Source organism: Chitinophaga vietnamensis (assembly GCF_902167635.1).
In the GTDB taxonomy this organism is placed as follows: Bacteria; Bacteroidota; Bacteroidia; order Chitinophagales; family Chitinophagaceae; genus Chitinophaga; species Chitinophaga vietnamensis.
This window is the reverse complement of record NZ_CABHMS010000007.1, coordinates 35,962-54,806: the sequence shown is the minus strand read 5'-3', so window position 1 is coordinate 54,806 and position 18,845 is coordinate 35,962. Positions and strand designations below refer to the sequence as shown.

Annotated in this window: 18 protein-coding genes; 13 read left to right on the top strand and 5 right to left on the bottom strand. The window is 49.8% G+C overall.

Annotation, left to right across the window (positions count from 1 at the left end; genetic code table 11):
• Positions 1–37: 37 nt before the first annotated feature.
• The gene (locus FPG75_RS18940) at positions 38–1,195 is read right to left on the bottom strand and encodes a homogentisate 1,2-dioxygenase (protein ID WP_143308885.1); all 1,158 of its coding nucleotides are present in this window, start codon (positions 1,193–1,195) and stop codon (positions 38–40) included.
• Between the two features lie 794 nt (positions 1,196–1,989).
• Between FPG75_RS18940 and thrA the strand changes: the two genes are divergently transcribed.
• From thrA to rpe, 5 genes are read left to right on the top strand one after another with little or no spacing between them, the layout of a single operon-like run.
• Positions 1,990–4,434 (top strand): bifunctional aspartate kinase/homoserine dehydrogenase I, encoded by a 2,445-nt coding sequence (gene thrA / locus FPG75_RS18935; RefSeq protein WP_143308883.1) that lies wholly within the window; start codon positions 1,990–1,992, stop codon positions 4,432–4,434.
• Between the two features lie 38 nt (positions 4,435–4,472).
• The gene (locus FPG75_RS18930; RefSeq protein WP_143308881.1) at positions 4,473–5,399 is read left to right on the top strand and encodes a homoserine kinase; all 927 of its coding nucleotides are present in this window, start codon (positions 4,473–4,475) and stop codon (positions 5,397–5,399) included.
• Between the two features lie 18 nt (positions 5,400–5,417).
• Complete coding sequence (gene thrC, locus FPG75_RS18925; RefSeq protein ID WP_143308879.1) at positions 5,418–6,713, top strand: threonine synthase; 1,296 nt, start codon at positions 5,418–5,420, stop codon at positions 6,711–6,713.
• A 42-nt stretch (positions 6,714–6,755) separates the two neighbouring features.
• Positions 6,756–7,766 (top strand): tetratricopeptide repeat protein, encoded by a 1,011-nt coding sequence (locus FPG75_RS18920; RefSeq protein WP_143308876.1) that lies wholly within the window; start codon positions 6,756–6,758, stop codon positions 7,764–7,766.
• 34 nt (positions 7,767–7,800) lie between these two features.
• A complete protein-coding gene (gene rpe, locus FPG75_RS18915) occupies positions 7,801–8,463 on the top strand; it encodes a ribulose-phosphate 3-epimerase (RefSeq protein ID WP_143308874.1) in 663 nt (220 codons plus the stop codon).
• Here rpe and FPG75_RS18910 read toward each other — a convergent pair.
• A complete protein-coding gene (locus FPG75_RS18910) occupies positions 8,444–8,833 on the bottom strand; it encodes a response regulator (protein ID WP_143308872.1) in 390 nt (129 codons plus the stop codon). The two genes, rpe and FPG75_RS18910, sit on opposite strands and share 20 nt — an antisense overlap.
• Positions 8,834–8,842: 9 nt before the next feature.
• Positions 8,843–11,491 carry a PAS domain S-box protein gene (locus FPG75_RS18905; RefSeq protein ID WP_143308870.1) on the bottom strand — a complete coding sequence of 883 codons (2,649 nt, stop codon included), beginning with the start codon at positions 11,489–11,491 and terminating at the stop codon, positions 8,843–8,845.
• Between the two features lie 200 nt (positions 11,492–11,691).
• On the opposite strand from FPG75_RS18905, the gene purE reads away from it, so the two are divergent.
• The 4 genes from purE to FPG75_RS18885 all read left to right on the top strand — a co-directional run bounded on the left by purE (position 11,692) and on the right by FPG75_RS18885 (position 14,618).
• Positions 11,692–12,147, top strand: a complete 456-nt coding sequence (purE, locus tag FPG75_RS18900) for a 5-(carboxyamino)imidazole ribonucleotide mutase (protein WP_143308868.1) — start codon at positions 11,692–11,694, stop codon at positions 12,145–12,147.
• Between the two features lie 98 nt (positions 12,148–12,245).
• Positions 12,246–13,202 (top strand): PhoH family protein, encoded by a 957-nt coding sequence (locus FPG75_RS18895; RefSeq protein WP_143308866.1) that lies wholly within the window; start codon positions 12,246–12,248, stop codon positions 13,200–13,202.
• Positions 13,203–13,386: 184 nt separating this feature from the next.
• The gene (locus tag FPG75_RS18890; protein ID WP_143308865.1) at positions 13,387–13,878 is read left to right on the top strand and encodes a nuclear transport factor 2 family protein; all 492 of its coding nucleotides are present in this window, start codon (positions 13,387–13,389) and stop codon (positions 13,876–13,878) included.
• A gap of 200 nt (positions 13,879–14,078) precedes the next feature.
• A complete protein-coding gene (locus tag FPG75_RS18885) occupies positions 14,079–14,618 on the top strand; it encodes an inorganic diphosphatase (RefSeq protein WP_201747986.1) in 540 nt (179 codons plus the stop codon).
• Between the two features lie 117 nt (positions 14,619–14,735).
• Here the strand turns inward: FPG75_RS18885 and FPG75_RS18880 are convergent, their stop codons facing one another.
• Positions 14,736–15,494, bottom strand: coding sequence for a C40 family peptidase (locus tag FPG75_RS18880; RefSeq protein WP_143308863.1), 759 nt, complete (start codon positions 15,492–15,494; stop codon positions 14,736–14,738).
• A gap of 90 nt (positions 15,495–15,584) precedes the next feature.
• Between FPG75_RS18880 and FPG75_RS18875 the strand changes: the two genes are divergently transcribed.
• The 4 genes from FPG75_RS18875 to FPG75_RS18860 all read left to right on the top strand — a co-directional run bounded on the left by FPG75_RS18875 (position 15,585) and on the right by FPG75_RS18860 (position 18,295).
• Positions 15,585–16,160, top strand: a complete 576-nt coding sequence (locus FPG75_RS18875) for an RNA polymerase sigma factor (protein WP_143308861.1) — start codon at positions 15,585–15,587, stop codon at positions 16,158–16,160.
• Positions 16,150–17,253: a zf-HC2 domain-containing protein gene (locus FPG75_RS18870; protein WP_143308859.1), complete on the top strand. Its 1,104-nt coding sequence runs from the start codon at positions 16,150–16,152 to the stop codon at positions 17,251–17,253. The genes FPG75_RS18875 and FPG75_RS18870 overlap by 11 nt, the downstream gene beginning before the upstream one ends.
• Positions 17,254–17,339: 86 nt before the next feature.
• Positions 17,340–17,918 (top strand): RNA polymerase sigma factor, encoded by a 579-nt coding sequence (locus FPG75_RS18865; protein ID WP_143308858.1) that lies wholly within the window; start codon positions 17,340–17,342, stop codon positions 17,916–17,918.
• 20 nt (positions 17,919–17,938) lie between these two features.
• Positions 17,939–18,295 carry an anti-sigma factor family protein gene (locus tag FPG75_RS18860; protein ID WP_143308856.1) on the top strand — a complete coding sequence of 119 codons (357 nt, stop codon included), beginning with the start codon at positions 17,939–17,941 and terminating at the stop codon, positions 18,293–18,295.
• Positions 18,296–18,359: 64 nt separating this feature from the next.
• On the opposite strand, the gene FPG75_RS18855 is transcribed toward FPG75_RS18860, so the two are convergent.
• Entirely contained in the window at positions 18,360–18,839 is a 480-nt protein-coding gene (locus FPG75_RS18855) for a nucleoside deaminase (RefSeq protein WP_143308854.1), read from the bottom strand.
• Between the last annotated feature and the right edge of the window lie 6 nt (positions 18,840–18,845).

Genomic DNA, 18,845 nt, shown 5'->3' with positions numbered 1-18,845 from the left:
ATTGTTTTGGTTTTAATAATGTTGGTTGGTATTTGACCTATTCTGCCCAGCTCATGACGTAACCGGCATCTTCGATGCCGAGAGCGGCTTCCGTTATTTGCAGCGGATGGAAAGTATCCACCATCACTGCCAGTTCTTTTGTTTCTTTTGCGCCGATGCTCTTCTCCACTGCACCGGGATGCGGCCCGTGCGGGATGCCCGCCGGATGCAGGGTGATCATGCCTCTCGTTACATGTTTGCGGCTCATGAAATCGCCATCTACATAATACAGCACTTCATCGCTGTCGATATTGCTGTGGTTATAGGGCGCAGGAATGGCCAGCGGATGGTAATCGAACAGACGGGGGCAGAAGGAGCATACCACGAAATTATTGCCTTCAAAAGTTTGATGCACCGGAGGCGGCTGATGCACACGGCCGGTGATCGGCTCAAAATCGTGGATGGAAAAGGCAAAGGGGTATTCGCATCCATCCCAGCCAACAACATCGAAGGGATGGTGTTTGTAATGGATGGGATACATCACGCCTTTCTTTTTTACGTTGATGACAAAATCACCTTCCTGGTCGATGGTTTCCAGGTTTTGCGGCTGGCGGATATCGCGCTCGCAATAAGGTGAATTTTCCAGCAGTTGCCCGTATTTGCTGAGGTAACGTTTCGGATAACGGATAGGGCTAAACGATTCCACGATGAAAAGGCGATTGTTTTCATTGCTGAAGCTGATCTGGTAGATCGTGCCTCTTGGTATCACGAGGTAATCGCCATAGCCGAAAGTAAGCTGCCCGTATTGCGTTTTGAGGAGGCCGCTGCCTTCATGCACAAAGATCATTTCATCTGCATCGGCATTCTTATAGAAATAATCTTTCATGCTGTGCCTTGGCGCTGCCAGTACGATGTGCAGGTCGCTGTTGGCCAGCACGGCCTTGCGGCTTTTCAGGAAATCATCTTCCGCCGCGATGTTGAACCCCTGGAAGCTGCGGTGTTTCAGCATTTTTTCTTCTGCCACGCGCGGCGCTACGGAATAAGGCTCTTCTACCTTTACGATCTCGGTGGGCGGATGACAATGATACAATAAAGAAGAGTGCGATGAAAAGCCTTCCGTAGAGAACAACTGCTCCGAATACAGCTTGCCGTCGGGCTTGCGGAACTGTGTATGGCGCTTATGTGGTATCTGTCCTAGCTTATGATAATGTGGCATAACTGGTTTTTGAGAATTTTTTCAAAACGGGATTGTAATGGTGTATGATCTAATTGCTCTGGTGTATGATCAATGATGCACAACGTAATACGCTATGTTGATCGTTAATAAAAAATTTACGAGTAGAGATATATACATGAACTGAAATAGCAGGTACGGAAAGACTACTACAAAGTTACGGTATAAAAACAGGAAGACCGGCCCGTACAGGCCGTTTCAGAGGGTTATGCCAAAGTCGAATCCATGGCGAGGGTGGCCATGAGAAAATAGTAGCGGAGCTGACTATTGGAAGTATATTTCAACGATTCCGACAAGGATATATAGTTTAGACGATTAAAGGTAAGGATATTTTGAAATAAACCAAACAAACAATAATTTGTCATCAAAATGTCATAAAAACGCATTTTTAAATCTATCCAACCATCAAACAAATCGAACCAAATCAGCACAAAATCATCTTATCATCTAAAATAAATCGAAAATTATAATCAAATACTAATAGAACATCCATTTTTTAAAACATTTCAAAATATCGAACGGGTGCTTTTATTTACCAGTGAAAAGATAGACTTTTGTTACACAATCGTCATATTTCAATAGTGCAAGCAGTATCTACATATCTGATCTCCTCCGCTCCCGCCTCCTATCGGGAATGCACCCGCACTATTGCCATTACATCCACCATTATTACAACCCCACTGCGGGGTTAGTTTTCACATATCATCCAACGACCACACAGGTGGTACACAACCGGAAAGGACCCGGACCATTTCTACGTATAAACTTTATTTGACATGCAAGTACTAAAATTCGGCGGCACCTCCGTCGGCAGCGCCAAAGCGATAGAACAAGTTTGCCTCATACTGAAAAAATATAAACCGGCAGGAAAATATGCCATCGTAGTATCCGCCATGGGCGGCATAACAGACAAGCTTATACGTTGCGGACAGCTCGCCGGAGAAGGCCAGGAACAATACAAGGCCGTACTACAGGAAATAGAAGCCCGCCACCTCGACGCTATCCGCGAATTGTTCCCTATCACCATGCAGAGCGGCCTTATCAGCCAGCTCAAGAAAAAACTGAATGCCCTCGAAAACCTTTGTGATGGCATCTTCCAGGTAGGTGAACTCAGTCCCCGCTCATTAGACAAGATCATGAGCTTCGGCGAACTCATCTCCTGCACCATCGTAGCAGAGAAATTAAAACAGCAAGGTCTCTCCGCCACCTGCAAAGACAGCCGCGAGCTGATCGTGACCGATAACAACTTCGGCCATGCCACCGTTAACTTCGTCGCCACCAACCATCATATCAGTCAGTATTTTGCACAGCAAACGGCCGACTACATTGTATTCCCCGGCTTCGTGGCCGCTACGCCCGAAGGCGAAACCACCACGCTGGGCCGCGGCGGCTCCGACTACACCGCCGCCATCCTCGCCGCCGCCGTACATGCCAGCGTACTCGATATCTGGACAGATGTAAGCGGCATGATGACCGCCGATCCGCGCCTCGTATCGCAAGCCATCCCCATCGCGCACATCTCCTATGCCGAAGCGATGGAGCTGTCGCACTTCGGCGCCAAAGTGATCTATCCACCTACCATCCAACCGGTGATGGACAAACGCATCCCCGTATGGATCAAAAATACTTTTGCCCCGGAAGACCACGGCACGCTGATACATGACGGCGCGGACCGCAGCTTCCCGGTAACCGGCATCTCCGGCATACAGCACATCGCGCTGCTCACCCTCGAAGGCAGCGGCATGGTGGGCATCCCCGGCTTCTCAAAAAGATTGTTCGAATCGCTCCTACGGGAACGCATCAACGTAATCCTCATCACCCAGAGCTCTTCCGAACACTCTATCACTGTCGGCATTCATGACACCGATATGCTCAAGGCCAAAACCGCTGTGGACAGCGAGTTTGCGCAAGAGATACAGGAGAAACGTATCGAACCTTTACTGGTAGAAAAAGATCTCTGCATTGTAGCCGTAGTGGGCGACAAAATGAAAAACCATCACGGCACCAGCGGCAAACTGTTCGGCACCCTCGGTCGTAACGGCGTAAACGTAAGGGCCATCGCACAGGGATCTACCGAAAAAAATATCTCCGCAGTGATCAACAAAGCGGATGTAAAAAAAGCGCTCAACCTCATCCACGAAGCGTTCTTCGAAGCACCACTCAAACAGGTCAACCTTTTCATAGCAGGTGTTGGTAACGTAGGCGGCAAACTGCTGGAACAGCTACAGCAACAGCAGGATTACCTGCAACAGGAACTGGGCCTCCAGATCAGGGTTGCCGGCCTCGCCAACAGCAAAAACATGCTGCTCAGCGAATATGGCATCGGGCTGCACGACTGGCGTAACGCGCTCCCACAGGGCGATCCCATGGATATGAACGCATTGGTACAGCAGATCAAATCATTCAACCTGCGCAACAGCGTATTTGTAGACAATACCGCCAGCGCAGAAGTAGCAGCTACCTATCACGAGTTCCTGCAACACGGCATCTCGGTAGTTACCTGCAACAAAATTGCCTGCTCCTCCGACTATGAATATTATAAGAAGCTGAAAGACCTGGCGCGTAAATACAATGCCTCCTTCCTCTTCGAAACCAATGTGGGCGCAGGCTTGCCGGTGATCAACACCCTCAACGATCTCGTAAGGAGTGGCGACAAAGTGCATAGCATACAAGCAGTATTATCCGGCAGTCTCAATTTCGTATTCAATCATTTCGTAAATGGCGCCAGTTTCCGCGAAGTGGTGAAAGCCGCGCAGGACGAGGGTTACACCGAACCGGATCCGCGCATAGACCTCAGCGGGAAAGATGTGATGCGCAAGATACTCATCCTTGCCAGGGAGAGCGGCGCGGCGATAGAGATGGAAGATATCACCAATCACTCCTTCCTGCCGGCAGCCTGCCTGGATGCGCCGTCTGTCGCCGGTTTCTACGAGGAACTGGACACCCATGCCGCCCATTTCCAACGGCTGCGCGAAGAAGCAGAATCCGCAGGGAAACGCCTCAAGTTCGTGGCCAGCTATGTGGATGGCCAGGCATCGGTAGGCCTGCAATGTGTATCGCCCGATCATCCTTTTTACCAGCTGGAAGGAAAAGATAATATCGTGCTGTATACCACCAGCCGCTACAAAGAGCAGCCGCTGATCGTGAAGGGCGCCGGCGCCGGCGCGGACGTAACCGCCTCCGGCATCTTTGCCGACATCATCCGCAGTGCACGTTTATAAAAAATGTGCTTGTAAACATAAAAATCAATTATTAATTTATGGATTGTATAAAAGTATTTGCGCCCGGCACCGTTGCCAACGTAGCATGCGGTTTTGATGTGATAGGACTGGCCATGGACGCCCCCGGCGACGAAATGATCTTACGCAGGAGCAGTGAACCCGGCATCCGTATTACCGCGATCCACGGCGCCGATCTTCCCCTGGAAACCTCACAGAATGTAGCTGGCGTAGCCGTTCAGGCGCTGTTACAGAAATATGAAAAACCCGACACCGGCATAGAGATAGAGATATTCAAACATATACATCCCGGCAGCGGCATTGGCTCCAGCGCCGCCAGCAGCGCGGGCGCCGTGGTAGGCGTAAATAAATTGCTGGGCGAACCTTTTACGCCCAAACAACTGGTACGTTTTGCGATGGAAGGCGAAAGACTGGCCTGTGGCTCTGCGCATGCCGACAACGTAGCACCGGCCATCCTCGGGGGTTTCACGCTGGTACGCAGCTATCGCCCGCTGGATATCACCAGCCTGCATACGCCATCGGAACTGTGGGTAACCGTGATACATCCACAGATAGAAGTAAAGACATCGGACGCACGCGAGATACTGAAACAAAAAGTATTGATGACCGACGCGATCCGCCAGTGGGGCAACGTAGGCGCATTGGTAGCCGCGCTGTACCAGGAAGATTATGACCTGATCAGCCGCTCCCTGGAAGATGTAATCGTAGAGCCGGTAAGGGCCATCCTCATCCCCGCATTCTATGAACTGAAACTGAAATGCAAGGAGGCCGGCGCGCTCGGCGGCGGCATCTCCGGCTCAGGGCCATCGGTGTTCATGCTCAGCAAAGGAGAAGAGAATGCCCGCAAAGTGGCCGCCACCATGGATAGCGTATACGCGCCCCTCGGCGTAGATTATAAAATTTATGTGTCCCGCATCAATACAGCAGGTGTAAAGGTGATTGACTAACAAAATAAAGAATGATTCATGCAGTACTTCAGTCTTCAGAACGCACAGCACAAAGTATCTTTTGAAACCGCCGTTACACAAGGATTAGCGCCCGATAGAGGATTATACTTTCCGGAAGAGATACCGGCACTGGACCCGGACTTCCTCAAAAATATCCATCAGTATTCAGACCAGGAGATTGGTACCAACGTGATACGCCCGTTTGTGGGAGATGAAATACCGGAAGAACAATTGAAGAAGATTGTGGCAGACACCCTGCACTTCCCTTTCCCCGTGCAGAAAGTTTCGAAATCGACCTACGCACTGGAACTCTTTCACGGCCCTACCCTTGCCTTCAAAGATGTAGGCGCACGTTTTATGGCGGGCTGTCTTGGCTACTTCCGCCGCAACAGCACCAAGCCCGTAACCGTGCTGGTGGCCACTTCCGGCGATACCGGCGGCGCCGTGGCCAGTGGCTTTTATAATGTGCCGGGCATACAGGTGGTGATACTTTATCCTTCCAAAAAAGTAAGCACCCTGCAAGAGAAACAGCTCACTACATTGGGCGGCAACGTTAGCGCGTTCGAGATCATTGGCACTTTTGACGATTGCCAGCAGCTGGTGAAAACCGCCTTCCTCGACCAGGAGCTGCAAAACAAGCGGCCGCTCACTTCCGCCAATTCCATCAATGTAGCGCGTTGGCTGCCGCAGATGTTTTATTATTTCCTTGCCTGGAAACAGATGAAGGCCGCACATCCGCAGCTGGTGTTCTCTGTGCCCAGCGGCAATTTTGGAAATATCTGCGCGGGCATGATGGCGGCCGCTATCGGCCTGCCGGTGGAGCATTTCGTGGCCGCTACCAATATCAACGATACGGTGCCTCGCTTTATGGCCAGCGGCGTATACCAGCCAGGGAAGGCCGCTCCCACCCTTTCCAATGCCATGGACGTAGCTGATCCCAGCAATTTCGTACGGGTGTTACAGTTATTCGGCAACAGCTTGCCGAAATTACAGGAGCGCTTCAGCGCCTATAGCTTCAATGACAAGGACACCCTGCTCACCATGGAAAAAGTTTGGAAAGAGAATCACTATATGCTTGATCCGCATGGCGCAGTGGGCTACCTCGGCTTGCAGGAATATCTGTCTGCCCATCCCGATGTAACCGGCGTTTTCCTGGAAACGGCCCACCCCGTGAAGTTTGAAGACACGGCGCCGCCATCCTTGCGGGAAGAGATACATGCGCCGGCCCGCGTGATGCAGCTCTATGGCAAAGAGAAATCCGCTACCCTGCTGCCCGCAGATTATACTGCCTTTAAAAAAGCGTTGCTACAGTAAGATTTCGGAAATCAGATTTTAGCCATTAGCTTTGGCAGCTGTATGAAGTACCTACCTATCCTTTTCGTATGCCTGGCCGCTGTTGCCTGTCATGAACAAAGCAACAGCGGCGGCGCAGCCGCCAGCACCGCCGATTCCGTCCTCTACAGCGATATCATCAGGCCGGTAACAGATTCCCTGCAACAGTTTCCGAACAACCACGAACTCTATTACCGCCGCGCCATGCTGCTGTTCAATACACACCCGGCGCTGGCGGAGCCAGACTTTGAAAAGGGCGCCTCGCTGATGCCCGCCAACACCGACTATTGGGCCGGCGCCGGCGAAGCCGCCCTCGTGAGCGAGCACTTCAAAAAAGCAGAGCAGATGTTTGCACAAGCGCTTGGCACCGCGCCAGGCAATGCTTACCTGCGATACCGCCTCGCTACTGCCATGATAGAAAATAAAGAGTACGCCACTGCCGACAGCGTAGCCAGCGTATTGGCACAGACGGCCGATGCGCGCGACAAAGCCTTCTACCTGAAAGCACGCATCGCAGAAGATCATAAAGATACGGTGACGGCTATACAGCATCTTACTTCCGCCATCCACGCCGCAGGCGCTACGCCGGAATATGAAGCGCTGATGGAGCTGGGCGACCTGCTCCATAGCAGAAAGGCGCCACAGGCCATCTCATATTACGTACAGGCATGGCAGTTAGACTCCACCAATGCGGAGCCGATGTTCAGCATCGGCGTGTTTCAACAGGAGCTGGGCAACAAACCCGCCGCCATCGCTGCTTTCAAGAAGGCCGTAGTGGCCGATCCCGGTTATGAGGCTGCCTACCTTGCGATGGGCCACCTCTATCTCGACGACCAGAACTGGAAAGAAGCGCTCACCTGGTATAACCTCGCCGCAAAATCAGCCCCCACCGATGCCTGGGCCTATTATTACCGCGCCCTCTGCCATGAAAAATCAGGCAACAAGATATCCGCCGTCGAAGACTACAGCAAAGCGTCTTCCTTCAAAAAAGATTTTACAGAAGCAAAGGAGGCGTTAAAACGTCTGAACAAGTAATTGTTTACATTTACACAGATCAAAAAAGAGCGTTTTGGAAAATACACCTGTTTTAATAGCGCCGTCCTTACTGGCAGCAGATTTCCTGGAACTGGGAAAAGATGTGGATATGGTCAACCGCAGCGAGGCCGACTGGTTTCACCTTGATGTGATGGATGGCCGCTTTGTGCCGAATATCAGCTATGGCCTGCCAGTGATCGCACAGATCAAGAAGCGCGCACGCAAACCCTGCGATGTGCACCTGATGATCGAAGCGCCCGAAAGATATGCCGCTGAATTTCAGAAAGCCGGCGCCGATATCCTCACTGTACATTATGAAGCCTGCCCTCACCTGCACCGCAATATCCAACAGATTAAGTCGCTGGGCATGAAAGCCGGTGTGGCGCTCAATCCGCACACCCCGGTACAGCTGCTGGAAAATGTGATCCGGGATATCGACGTAGTGCTCATCATGAGTGTGAACCCTGGTTTCGGCGGACAAACCTTCATCGAACAAACCTATCATAAACTATCAGAGATACGCCAGCTGATACGCGATAGCAACGCGCATGCACTGGTGGAAGTAGACGGCGGCGTGAGCCCCGAGAATGCGGCACAGCTCATACAGGCAGGCGCCAACGTGCTGGTGGCTGGCAGTGCCATCTTCTCGTCTCCCGATCCCGAAAAAACAATTGCTGTTATGAAAGGTGGGCGATAATCTCTTTAGACAGCGGTTTTGTCAGATAGCCATCTACAAACCGATAGCTGCGTACCCGCTCTTTGTCTTTTTCATCGATAGAGGAGGTTAACACAAAAATCCTGATCTGCTTGGGCAAGCCGGCCTGAAAGCCCGCAAATTCGTCGAGGAATTCCCAGCCATCCATCACCGGCATGTTAAGATCCAGCAGGATCAGGTCGGGCAGCGCATCGCTTGCACCCGTATTTTCCCTCAGGTAATCCAGCACGTCCTGTGCATCTGAAAACACCCGGACATTACTGCTGATACCTTGCCGCTCGATCATGATCTTCGCTATCTGCTGGTGGATTGGGTCGTCGTCGACAATAAAAATCATATTGATCAGGTTCATATAAGCAGATTATTCGGGCCTAAATGTAATAATAAATTTGGTTCCGTTGCCAGGGGTGCTCTCTGCACGTATGCTTCCTCCCATGGCTTCCACCTGCGTTTTCGTGATGAAAAGCCCGATCCCTTTTGCATCTTTGTTCTTATGAAAAGTTTTTCTGAAACCGAATAATTTATTGCCGAAACGTTCCATATCAATGCCTACGCCATTGTCTTCTACCGTAAGCACAATGGACTCCTGCCCTCTCGAGGTCTGCAAATGCAGCGCCGGCGTGCGTTCCGGCGAACGGTAACGGATCGCATTGGTGATAAAATTCTGTAAGATACTATCCAGGTACACCCGTGGATATTCGATTACCGGCACCTCGTCAAAATTGTAGGTGATATGAATATGGCTCTTCTCAATATCCACCAGTAAAATATCTTTCACCTTCTGCAAACGTTCTGCGAATACTAATTTCTCCCGTTCTACATTCACATCTTTCCTGATCTGCACTACTTCTACCAGGTCGTTCAGTGTTTCATCTATTTTTTTGATCACCTCATGCACCATGCCCAGGTACAACTCGCGCTCCTGCGGGGAAATAGCTTCATTGTGCATTTGCATGAGCGCCTTCAGATTGGCGATCGGCGCACGCAAGTTATGTGAGGTGATGTGCGCAAAATCTTCCAGCTGTTTATTTTGATTGAGGAGATTTTTATTGAGATTGGATAATTGATCATTGGCCTTGCGCAGGTCTTTCTGCATCTTGCGGCTTTCGGTGATATCCCGCATGAATACAGAGATACCGCCATCTTCCATGGCGGTGAGCAGGAAATCGTACCATTTATCCTGGATCGGGAAATAGATGCCGAACGATTGCGAGGCCCCTTGTTTCACGCATTCCCGCATCCTGGCGTAGAACACGGTGTCGCTGAGTTTCGGGAACACTTCAAAGATGTTACTGCCCATCTGCACTTTGCGGCCGATCATTTTTTCCGCTTTCTGGTTGAGGAAGTTCAGCTTGCCATCGGGTTCCATGGCAGCATATCCCATATCTACGGTATCGAAGAAAAGCCGCATCAGCTCTGTGTTGCGGGTGAGTGCGTCCCTGATCTCGGATTGCTCGGTGATATCCTGCACTACGCCGTACATGCGTACCAGTTGGCCATTGTCGTACGCAGGCTGGCCGATGGCGCGCACTCTTTTAGGCTGCGGTTTGTCGGTGATGATCGACAGCTGCGCATCGAAGGGCCGGCCGCTGGTGGCGCATTGTTCCAGCAGCAGGTCGAGGTTGCGGCGGGATTCTTCTGTGTAAAAAGACCTGGCTGTTTCAAAGTTCATGGCGGTGCCTTCCGGGCAACCGTGGATGTTATATGTTTGCCTGGACCAGCGCACCTGGCGGGTGTTCATGTCCATTTCCCATCCGCCGATCTTGCCTATTTCGCCGGTTTGCAGCAGGAATTCCTGGTTCTTTATATTCTCCAGTTCCTGCTCTTTTTTATCGGTGATGTCATTCACCAGTACGACCACTATTTTTTCTTTATCCACCGGGTCTACCACGGGGAATACGGTGAGATCGAGATATACTTCACGGCCTACTTTGGTCCATCGTTCATCACGGGAGAAGTCTACTTTCTTTTCCACGCGCAGGGTTTTGTTTTCCTGCAAGGCTTGCTGGAAGAGGTCATCCAGCTGGAACATGGTGGCGAAATCGTCGTTCATCACGTTGAACTGCCGGCGGGCAGCGGGATGCGGCGAGTTGAAGAAGAAACGTTGCGTTTGATTGATGCGGCGGATAAAGCCGAAGTTATCGAACTGGATATAGCCGATAGGCAGGTTTTCGATGATATTATCGAGCAGGCGTTCGCTTTTCTGGAGGCTGATCTCGGCGAGTTTTTTCTCGGTGATATCATCTAGGATGAGGAAGATATTGGTCATGTTGCTTTGGCGGTCCACCACCGGGAAGATGGTAGCGTCGAAGTACATGGGATGTATGCGGGTGATACCTTCGTAATGTTTTTCAGAGTAGTTGAGCAGTATTTCGCGTTTGAGTGTTTTGCGGCCGTCGCGTGCTTCTTCGAACAGGCGTGCGAGGCCATTGTGGCGGTAGAAGGGATCTTGCAGCCAGTTGTAGTGCGGGTTGGAGAAGAAGGCATGATCGCTGCCCCATATCTGCCGCTGGCGGCTGTTCATCTCGATGTTATCGCCTTCGAGAGAGAACTGTTGCAGACCGATGGGCAGATTTTCCAGTATCTGCCGGAAATATTGTTCATCTTCTTTGAGCCTGATCTCGGATAATTTCCTGGCCGTGATATCGAGGCCGAGGAGCAGGCATTGCTGGAGAGCGCCATGGGCGTCCATTTGCGGGCTGATGGCTGCTTCCAGCCACAGGGGCTGTTTTCCGGCGATCAGGAAACATAGCTGTTCCTGTATGTTCTCACCTTTACGGGCAGATTGCCAGATGTGCGCCCACTGGCCTTCGTTGGCCGGCAGGAGAAAATCGGTAAGCGGCCTGCCCTGAAGTACGGGGGCGGGCAGCTGTAAAGCCTGTGTTACCAGCGGATTGGCGGCCATCAGGTTCCCCGCTGCATCCATGGTGATTGACCATGCACATGCATTGATAGCGGCTTCGAGGTGTTGCAGGCGCTTGTAATGCTCTTCCAGCATAGCTTCATTCATATGGTAGCGGAATCATTATCGTTGTGACTTGCGATCGGACAAAATAGGCAATATATGACAAAAAAACACCATTGCAGAAGTAAATGTAATAAAATGGTTCGATGTTGTTTATCCACGATTGTGGATTTTCTATTTTCTGAAATTGTTAAACGATCAATATCTTCGCAGCGAGATACATCCGTCAGCAAAAATTTTACAAGATGAAAGTAATGATTATCATGGGTTCCGAGAGTGATAAACCCGTCATGGAAGAGTCGCAGAAACATCTGCAATATTTTGGTATTGAAAACGAGATGATCGTAGCATCCGCTCACCGTAATCCTGACAAGGTGCGCGAATTGTGTGTTACGGCGCAGGAAAAGGGCTTTGGCGTAATAATTGCCGCGGCTGGTATGGCGGCTGCCTTACCTGGCGTAGTATCTGCTTACACTTCATTACCCGTATTGGGCGTACCTTTGGATGGTGGACTGCCTGGTGGTGTTGATGCACTTTATTCCATTGTACAGATGCCCGCCGGTTTGCCGGTAGGTACCCTGGCAGTAGGCAAGGCAGGCGCCCGCAATGCTGCCATACTGGCTGCACGCATCCTGGCGCTGGGCAACCCGGCCATCGCTGCTAAAGTAGAGTCGTTCAAGCAGAATGGCTACAGGATTTAGTGATAGCTTAACACGGCTGCCATCCAGGTTGTACAAGAATTAAATATATTCGGATTGAAAAATCCGATCATTTCCTGGACAATTAAATCATAGAAAGATTGACTGAATCCATTATTAACTTAGATAGTATTAATCCCATCGAGTTTTTCGGTGTTAATAACGGAAAACTGGATCTGCTGAAAAAGAAATTCCCGCTGTTGAAGATCCTGTCCAGGGGTACCCAGTTAAAATTGAGTGGGTCTCCGGAAGAAGTGGCCACTGCGGAGGAAAAGATCAGTCAGATCGTTAAATATCTGGAACGTAACGGAAACCTTACGGAAAACTATTTCGAACAGATCCTCGGTGACGAAGAAGGTGGCCGTATCGACAACTTCAGCGACCGCAATCCCAACGAAGTATTGGTGTTTGGCCCCAACGGACGCACGGTACGTGCCCGCACTGCCAATCAGAAAAAGATGGTGGCGCTGGCCGACAAGAACGATATCATTTTTGCTATCGGCCCGGCAGGTACCGGTAAAACCTATACTGCCGTAGCACTGGCCGTACGCGCGCTCAAGAACAAGGCTATCAAAAAGATCATCCTTACCCGTCCTGCGGTAGAAGCTGGCGAAAGCCTTGGTTTCCTGCCCGGCGACCTGAAAGAGAAGATCGATCCGTACCTGCGCCCGCTCTACGATGCGCTGGACGATATGATCCCGGCAGAGAAGCTGAGCTACTATATGACCAACCGCGTGATCGAGATCGCGCCACTGGCGTATATGCGTGGCCGTACCCTGGACAATTCGTTCATCATCCTCGACGAGGCCCAGAACGCCACGGACCTGCAGATCAAAATGTTCCTGACCCGTATCGGCGCCTCCGCCAAAGCGATCATCACCGGCGACCTCACCCAGATCGACCTGCCCAAAAACCAGAAATCCGGTCTGGACAAAGCTACCCGCATCCTCCGGAATATCGACGGCATCGGCTACCTGGAGCTCGACGAAGAAGACGTAGTAAGGCACCGCCTCGTGAAAGCCATCATCAGGGCGTACGACGCCAATAAGGAACCATAAAATATTGTGGAATTTCTTGATGTAAGAATTTGAGAATTTGAGAATTTGAGGATTTTGCCGGGATCATCTTCCCCCGATAAATCCTCAAATTCCAAAATTCTTACATTTAAAAATATTTATGACTTTGCAGATTTGAATGTTTACCCCTATTTTTGTTCGTGATATATAATAATTTATCGACCGCATGACCAATTTTTGTCGGATCCTCATACTGGCAGTATTCTCCACCCTGCTGTTCAGCAGCTGTAAAAAAAGGGCTACCCCACAGGAAGTAGCACTGTCGTTTATGCATGCCATACAGGATTCGAACTTTGACCAGGCCAGGGATTATGCCACCAAAGAGTCCCAACAGGTGATACAATTGTATTCCTTCTTCGATGCCCGCCGCAGTGATGCTGAGAGAGAAAAGATCCGGAATGCAAAAATTGAAGTGGTAAACATGGAAGAGAACGGCGACAAGGCATCTGTCACCATCCTCAATTCCTCCGCCCACCAGAAAGAAGTACTGCAACTGGTGAAAGAAGGAGGCCAGTGGAAAATTTCCCTGACATTCGAAAGTATCATTCCTAACTATATTCCCCCGGCCAACGGCGGAGCAGCTTTTGATACCACCACCGCTGTACTACCTCCAGATTCCGCCACCACAGGCGGTAACAGCGCACCCGCCGCCAAATAGCGATAATTTTTCTTAGCTATTAACGGCGAGTTCCTTAATTTTGCCACGCATTAAACGGACAGGAATGTGTGGCTGATTTCGTGTTGAATATTCACGGAAACCGAACCATATCTTCATGAATAGTGAAGTGAATAGATTATTCACTTTTCCGCAGTAAGCAAGTATTGAACAATAAACCTTAAAGTAAAGTAGATTAAATTATGATGACAAATCCCTGGCACAGCGTGACTCCCGGAGCAGAAGTGCCACACATCGTGAATGCAATCATTGAAATTCCAAAGGGATGCCGTGCCAAATATGAACTGGATAAAGAAAGCGGATTACTGAAACTGGACCGTGTATTATACTCATCTGTATACTACCCCGCCAACTACGGTTTTATTCCTCAATCATATTGCGATGACCATGATCCACTGGATATCCTGGTACTGTCGCAGATCGAATGCGTACCTATGTGTATCATCGAAGCCAAAGTGATCGGCGTGATGCAAATGATCGATGGCGGCGAAGCCGACGACAAGATCATTGCCGTTGCTGCCAATGATATGAGCGTAAATCATATCAACGACATCTCCGAACTGCCGCCCCACTTCATCGAAGAAATGCGTCATTTCTTTGAAGAATACAAAACACTGGAAAAGAAAACCGTGATCGTGGAAGAATTCCAGAACAAAGCGAAAGCAGAAGAGATCATCAAACAGAGCTTTGAAGACTACAGGAAGATCTTCAAACAAAGCTGAATCATTTAGGAATTTATTGATTTACAGATTTACGGATTTTCTGATTTATGGATTTATAAATTTAAATGGCGCCTGTTGCAGGCGCCATTTAAATTTATAAATCCTCACATCCTTAAATCAAAAAATCCTTTTAATGATGCGTAGTTTGTGAGAACGTATGCCGGTATCGGCGTTAGTGATGCCCTGGTTATCGATCGGGTCTACCCGTACTTTACCGGATGAATGTATGATCTCGTGATCGTTGAGCAGGATACCTACGTGCGTGATGCGTCCTTCCTCATTGTCGAAAAAAGCGAGATCACCAGGCTGCGCTTCCTGCAGGAAATCAACCACATGCCCCTGCGTGGCCTGCTGGTAGGCATCGCGCAGCAGGCGCAGGCCTGCCGTCTTGAAAACCCCTTGTGTGAAACCGGAGCAGTCGATCCCAAACACGCTGCGTCCGCCCCACAGGTAGGCAGTATTTAGATGCGTGAAAGCATTATCTTTGATAACGGAAGCCAGACGCGCAGACGTCAGTTCAGTGGGCACCGGTTGTGGTGTGACAACAGTGATGCTCCCCCATTGCAGGTTACTTTTGACCAGGCAGCCGAAAGGCACTATCATCGGCTGGCCGTTCATTGTTACCTCGTTAATCCATGATGGCAGGTACCCGGATACCGGAGCCTGATATAGCGCTGAGTCTATCGTTTCGAGGTGCGAGGCTGTAGCCCAACCGATATAATCATCATATTGGTTTTTGATTTGCACCCAAGCACCGGGAGCGGTGTTGATGATCTCCACACATTCACCCCATAACAGTTGCGAGATCATTTCACTTCTGTGTGCCGCCTCTGCTCGCAAAGGCGCAACTGGCACAATAACAATGGCATATGGCATATAAATTGTATAAATCCGTTTTACTATTCAAATTCTTGTTCCGGATTGAACTTTTTCCGCTTTAATACGTAAATATAAAGTAATAAGTTTATGCACCAGCAGTTAACCAATTTATCGGATAAGGAATTGATATCCCGGGCCCGGAAGCAGAAAGACCGGGAAGCAGAAGGTGTATTGATGGACAGGTATAGTCATTTGCTGGTGGCGATCACCCTGCCTCATTTACGCAGCAACCCCAGCCTCGACCCCAATATCGTATTCCCTGCATTGTTACAGCGCTTGAGTTCCAGCATCAAAACACAGTCTATTTACAAGGCCAACGAATGGATGCTGCATATACAAAAAGGTTATCTCGGCAAGCCAGAGAAAAACACGCCCTTCTATCCTTCGAGAGATGGCAGGGACCTGCTGCATATCGAGAACAAGGTAGACAAAGCCGCTACCAATACGATCGACCGCCAGGAGCTGATCGTGCAGCTGGAGCAGGCTTTACAGCGCCTCAGCGCAGAAGAGCGCGACCTCATCACGCAATTTTACCTTGAAAATAAAACTTTCGGAGAACTGACCACCGCCAAAGGCTGGACACGTGAAAAGGTGCGTGCACAGCTGAAAGCGGCCAAAGGAAAACTTGCCAAGATATTCATGAATCAGAGTTATGCCAAATAATCAGCCCCATAACGAAAAAATATTAAAGATCTTTTCCGGCATCCGTTGCCTCAACAAAGATCAGCTGCCCCGTTACATGGAAGGCCGCCTCACCGACGTGGAAAAACACCTGGTGGAGCAGCATCTCACGGACTGCGACCTTTGCTTTGAGGCATTGCAAGCGCTGGAAAAAGAAAACAATTTCGATCAGTACAACGACCTTACCGGTAAGCTGCAACGCTATATCCATCAAAGCATACAGCCTGTTTCCTATGTACAGAAAGTAGCAAAATACACCCGTAAGGAACGCAACAAAGAAAACCTGCTGGTATACTTCTGGCTGGTAGCCTTTGCAGCACTGGGCGTAAGCGGCATCTATGTATTACGCGGCCACCTGCGCAACCAGCCTGTTGCTACCAAGATCATGGCAGCGGCTACCCCGCCAAAAGACAGCGCCGCCACCATCACACAGGATATTCCGCAGCAGCCCATCATTACAGAGAATCATACTGCAGGTACACCGGCTACACATACCACTGCGGCAACAACACCAGCGCCGGCCACTACGCCCGCTACTGCTCCGGCGCCCACGCCAGCTGTGGATTCCGCCAAAATAAAAGCTGCCGCCGCTGCAAAAATTGCAGCGCGTAAAAAAGCAGCGGCCGATAGTCTTGCTAAAAAACAAGCCCTGGCCCGCGCAGCTGATTCCATCAAAAAAGTAAATGAGCAGCGCGACAAGGAAAAAGAAAAAGCAAAAGCAGACAGCGAGGCCAAAGTTACGGTGGCCAAGGAACAACCAGCGCCAGAACCTAAAAAAACAGAAGCGCCTAAAAAGGAAACGCCTGCCAGTCAGCCGCCGGTAAACAGCGATGAATACCTCTACCGCGCCGCGATGTTATATCAGCAACAAGGCAACCTCAGCGAAGCGATAGACCGCTACCGGCGTATTGAATCTGTGAGCACCGGCAAATATGTGGAGATGGCCCGCTACCAGCTCGCCATCTGCTACCGCAGCAAAGGCCAGATGGGCAAGGCCCGCCGCATGTTCAGAGAAGTAATCCGAATGGATGGATCGATGAAGAATGCGGCCCAGCAAGCGCTTGATAGTATGTGATATTAAACAAAAGGCTCACCGTGGTGAGCCTTTTGTTTAATATCACTTTTTTTATGGAAATTTGTCGGCATTTCCATCTTTAACCTGTGAACAATCCAGCGATACAACAACTAACAGATCAGGAGCTACTCCAACGGTACAAAGCTGATGGCAACAGTGATTGGATCGGTGTGCTTTTCGACCGCTATGCCTTACTGTTGCTCGGTATGTGCATGAAATACCTGAAAAATGAAGAGGATGCGCGCGACAGCGTACAGCAAATATTCCTGAAGGTATTATCCGATGTCCACAAACACGAAATCCAGTATTTTCGCGCCTGGATCTACCAGGTGGCGAAAAACTATTGCCTCATGCAGTTAAGGCAAAACCATATGAAATACAAGGAAGAGATATCCGACAAAAGTATGGAAACTATGGCCGCCGAAGAGGAAGACAAACGCGTGTACCAGGAAAAAGACATCATGCTGGAACATATGGAACGCGCAATTGATCTGCTGAATCCTGAGCAGAAAGTTTGTGTACAGCTGTTCTATCTGCAAAAAAAATCTTACCAGCAAATCGCTGAACAAACAGGCTACAGCCTGTTACAGGTGAAAAGCTACATCCAGAACGGCAAACGGAACCTGAAACTTTTACTGGAAAAAATACAACGCGCAAAACAATAGTTAATTTGCATCAACGTGATATGAACGAGCATTTCAACGATATATTCATCACTACGGGCTGTCCTTCGCAACAGCAGCTGCTGGACTATGTGCAGGGCAGGCTGTCGCCGGAAGAACAACACGAGGTGGAAATGCACCTGGCCGACTGTGATCTTTGCAGCGAAGCATTAGAGGGATTGGCCGCTATTAAAGACAAGGAAAAGATACCAGGATGGCTCCGCGAGATGAAATGGAGCTTGCTGAAGAAGCTGCGCTCACGCTACCGCCAGCGCAGGAAATCAGAAAATCATATATACCTTACCGTTATTATCCTGGCAATCCTCTTCCTGTTACTGGCTTTGTTCTGGGGTTTTCATTTTGCGACACACCATAAATGATTTAGTGATTTTTTGATTGACGGATTTTTTGATTTAAATCAAGAAATCCGTCAATCAAAAAATCTCAATATAATTTCTTGTCTCCTTTCTTCTCCCATTGCTTAAACACATGTAATGCTTCTTCACCGGGCAGGTGGATCAGCGGGATTTTCTTTTCATCATTGGGCACATCTATTTCGCGGTAGATAAATGAATCATCGAAAGCGATGGCGGCCGCATCTTCTCTGGTATTGGCGTAATATACGCGCTGCGGCCTGGCCCAGTAGATAGCGCCCAGGCACATGGGGCAAGGCTCGCAGGAGGTAAATATTTCGCAATCGTGCAGCTGGAAAGTGCCTAGTTTCTGACAGGCATCGCGGATAGCTACTACCTCTGCGTGCGCGGTAGGATCATTATGGCAGAGCACCTGGTTCCATCCCTCTCCCACTATCTCGTCTCCACGCACTACAACGGAACCAAAGGGGCCGCCATCGCCGGTTTCCATTCCTTTGCGCGACAGTTCCACAGCGTATTGCATAAATTTCTTTTCTCTTTCTCCAATCATGCTGCT

What these genes read in the sequence shown, in the direction of transcription:
- FPG75_RS18940 (WP_143308885.1), bottom strand. Translation starts at nt 1,195, where the DNA reads ATGCCACATTATCATAAGCTAGGACAGATACCACATAAGCGCCATACA.
- thrA (WP_143308883.1), top strand. Translation starts at nt 1,990, where the DNA reads ATGCAAGTACTAAAATTCGGCGGCACCTCCGTCGGCAGCGCCAAAGCG.
- FPG75_RS18930 (WP_143308881.1), top strand. Translation starts at nt 4,473, where the DNA reads ATGGATTGTATAAAAGTATTTGCGCCCGGCACCGTTGCCAACGTAGCA.
- thrC (WP_143308879.1), top strand. Translation starts at nt 5,418, where the DNA reads ATGCAGTACTTCAGTCTTCAGAACGCACAGCACAAAGTATCTTTTGAA.
- FPG75_RS18920 (WP_143308876.1), top strand. Translation starts at nt 6,756, where the DNA reads ATGAAGTACCTACCTATCCTTTTCGTATGCCTGGCCGCTGTTGCCTGT.
- FPG75_RS18910 (WP_143308872.1), bottom strand. Translation starts at nt 8,833, where the DNA reads ATGAACCTGATCAATATGATTTTTATTGTCGACGACGACCCAATCCAC.
- FPG75_RS18905 (WP_143308870.1), bottom strand. Translation starts at nt 11,491, where the DNA reads ATGAATGAAGCTATGCTGGAAGAGCATTACAAGCGCCTGCAACACCTC.
- purE (WP_143308868.1), top strand. Translation starts at nt 11,692, where the DNA reads ATGAAAGTAATGATTATCATGGGTTCCGAGAGTGATAAACCCGTCATG.
- FPG75_RS18890 (WP_143308865.1), top strand. Translation starts at nt 13,387, where the DNA reads ATGACCAATTTTTGTCGGATCCTCATACTGGCAGTATTCTCCACCCTG.
- FPG75_RS18885 (WP_201747986.1), top strand. Translation starts at nt 14,079, where the DNA reads ATGATGACAAATCCCTGGCACAGCGTGACTCCCGGAGCAGAAGTGCCA.
- FPG75_RS18880 (WP_143308863.1), bottom strand. Translation starts at nt 15,494, where the DNA reads ATGCCATATGCCATTGTTATTGTGCCAGTTGCGCCTTTGCGAGCAGAG.
- FPG75_RS18875 (WP_143308861.1), top strand. Translation starts at nt 15,585, where the DNA reads ATGCACCAGCAGTTAACCAATTTATCGGATAAGGAATTGATATCCCGG.
- FPG75_RS18870 (WP_143308859.1), top strand. Translation starts at nt 16,150, where the DNA reads ATGCCAAATAATCAGCCCCATAACGAAAAAATATTAAAGATCTTTTCC.
- FPG75_RS18860 (WP_143308856.1), top strand. Translation starts at nt 17,939, where the DNA reads ATGAACGAGCATTTCAACGATATATTCATCACTACGGGCTGTCCTTCG.
- FPG75_RS18855 (WP_143308854.1), bottom strand. Translation starts at nt 18,839, where the DNA reads ATGATTGGAGAAAGAGAAAAGAAATTTATGCAATACGCTGTGGAACTG.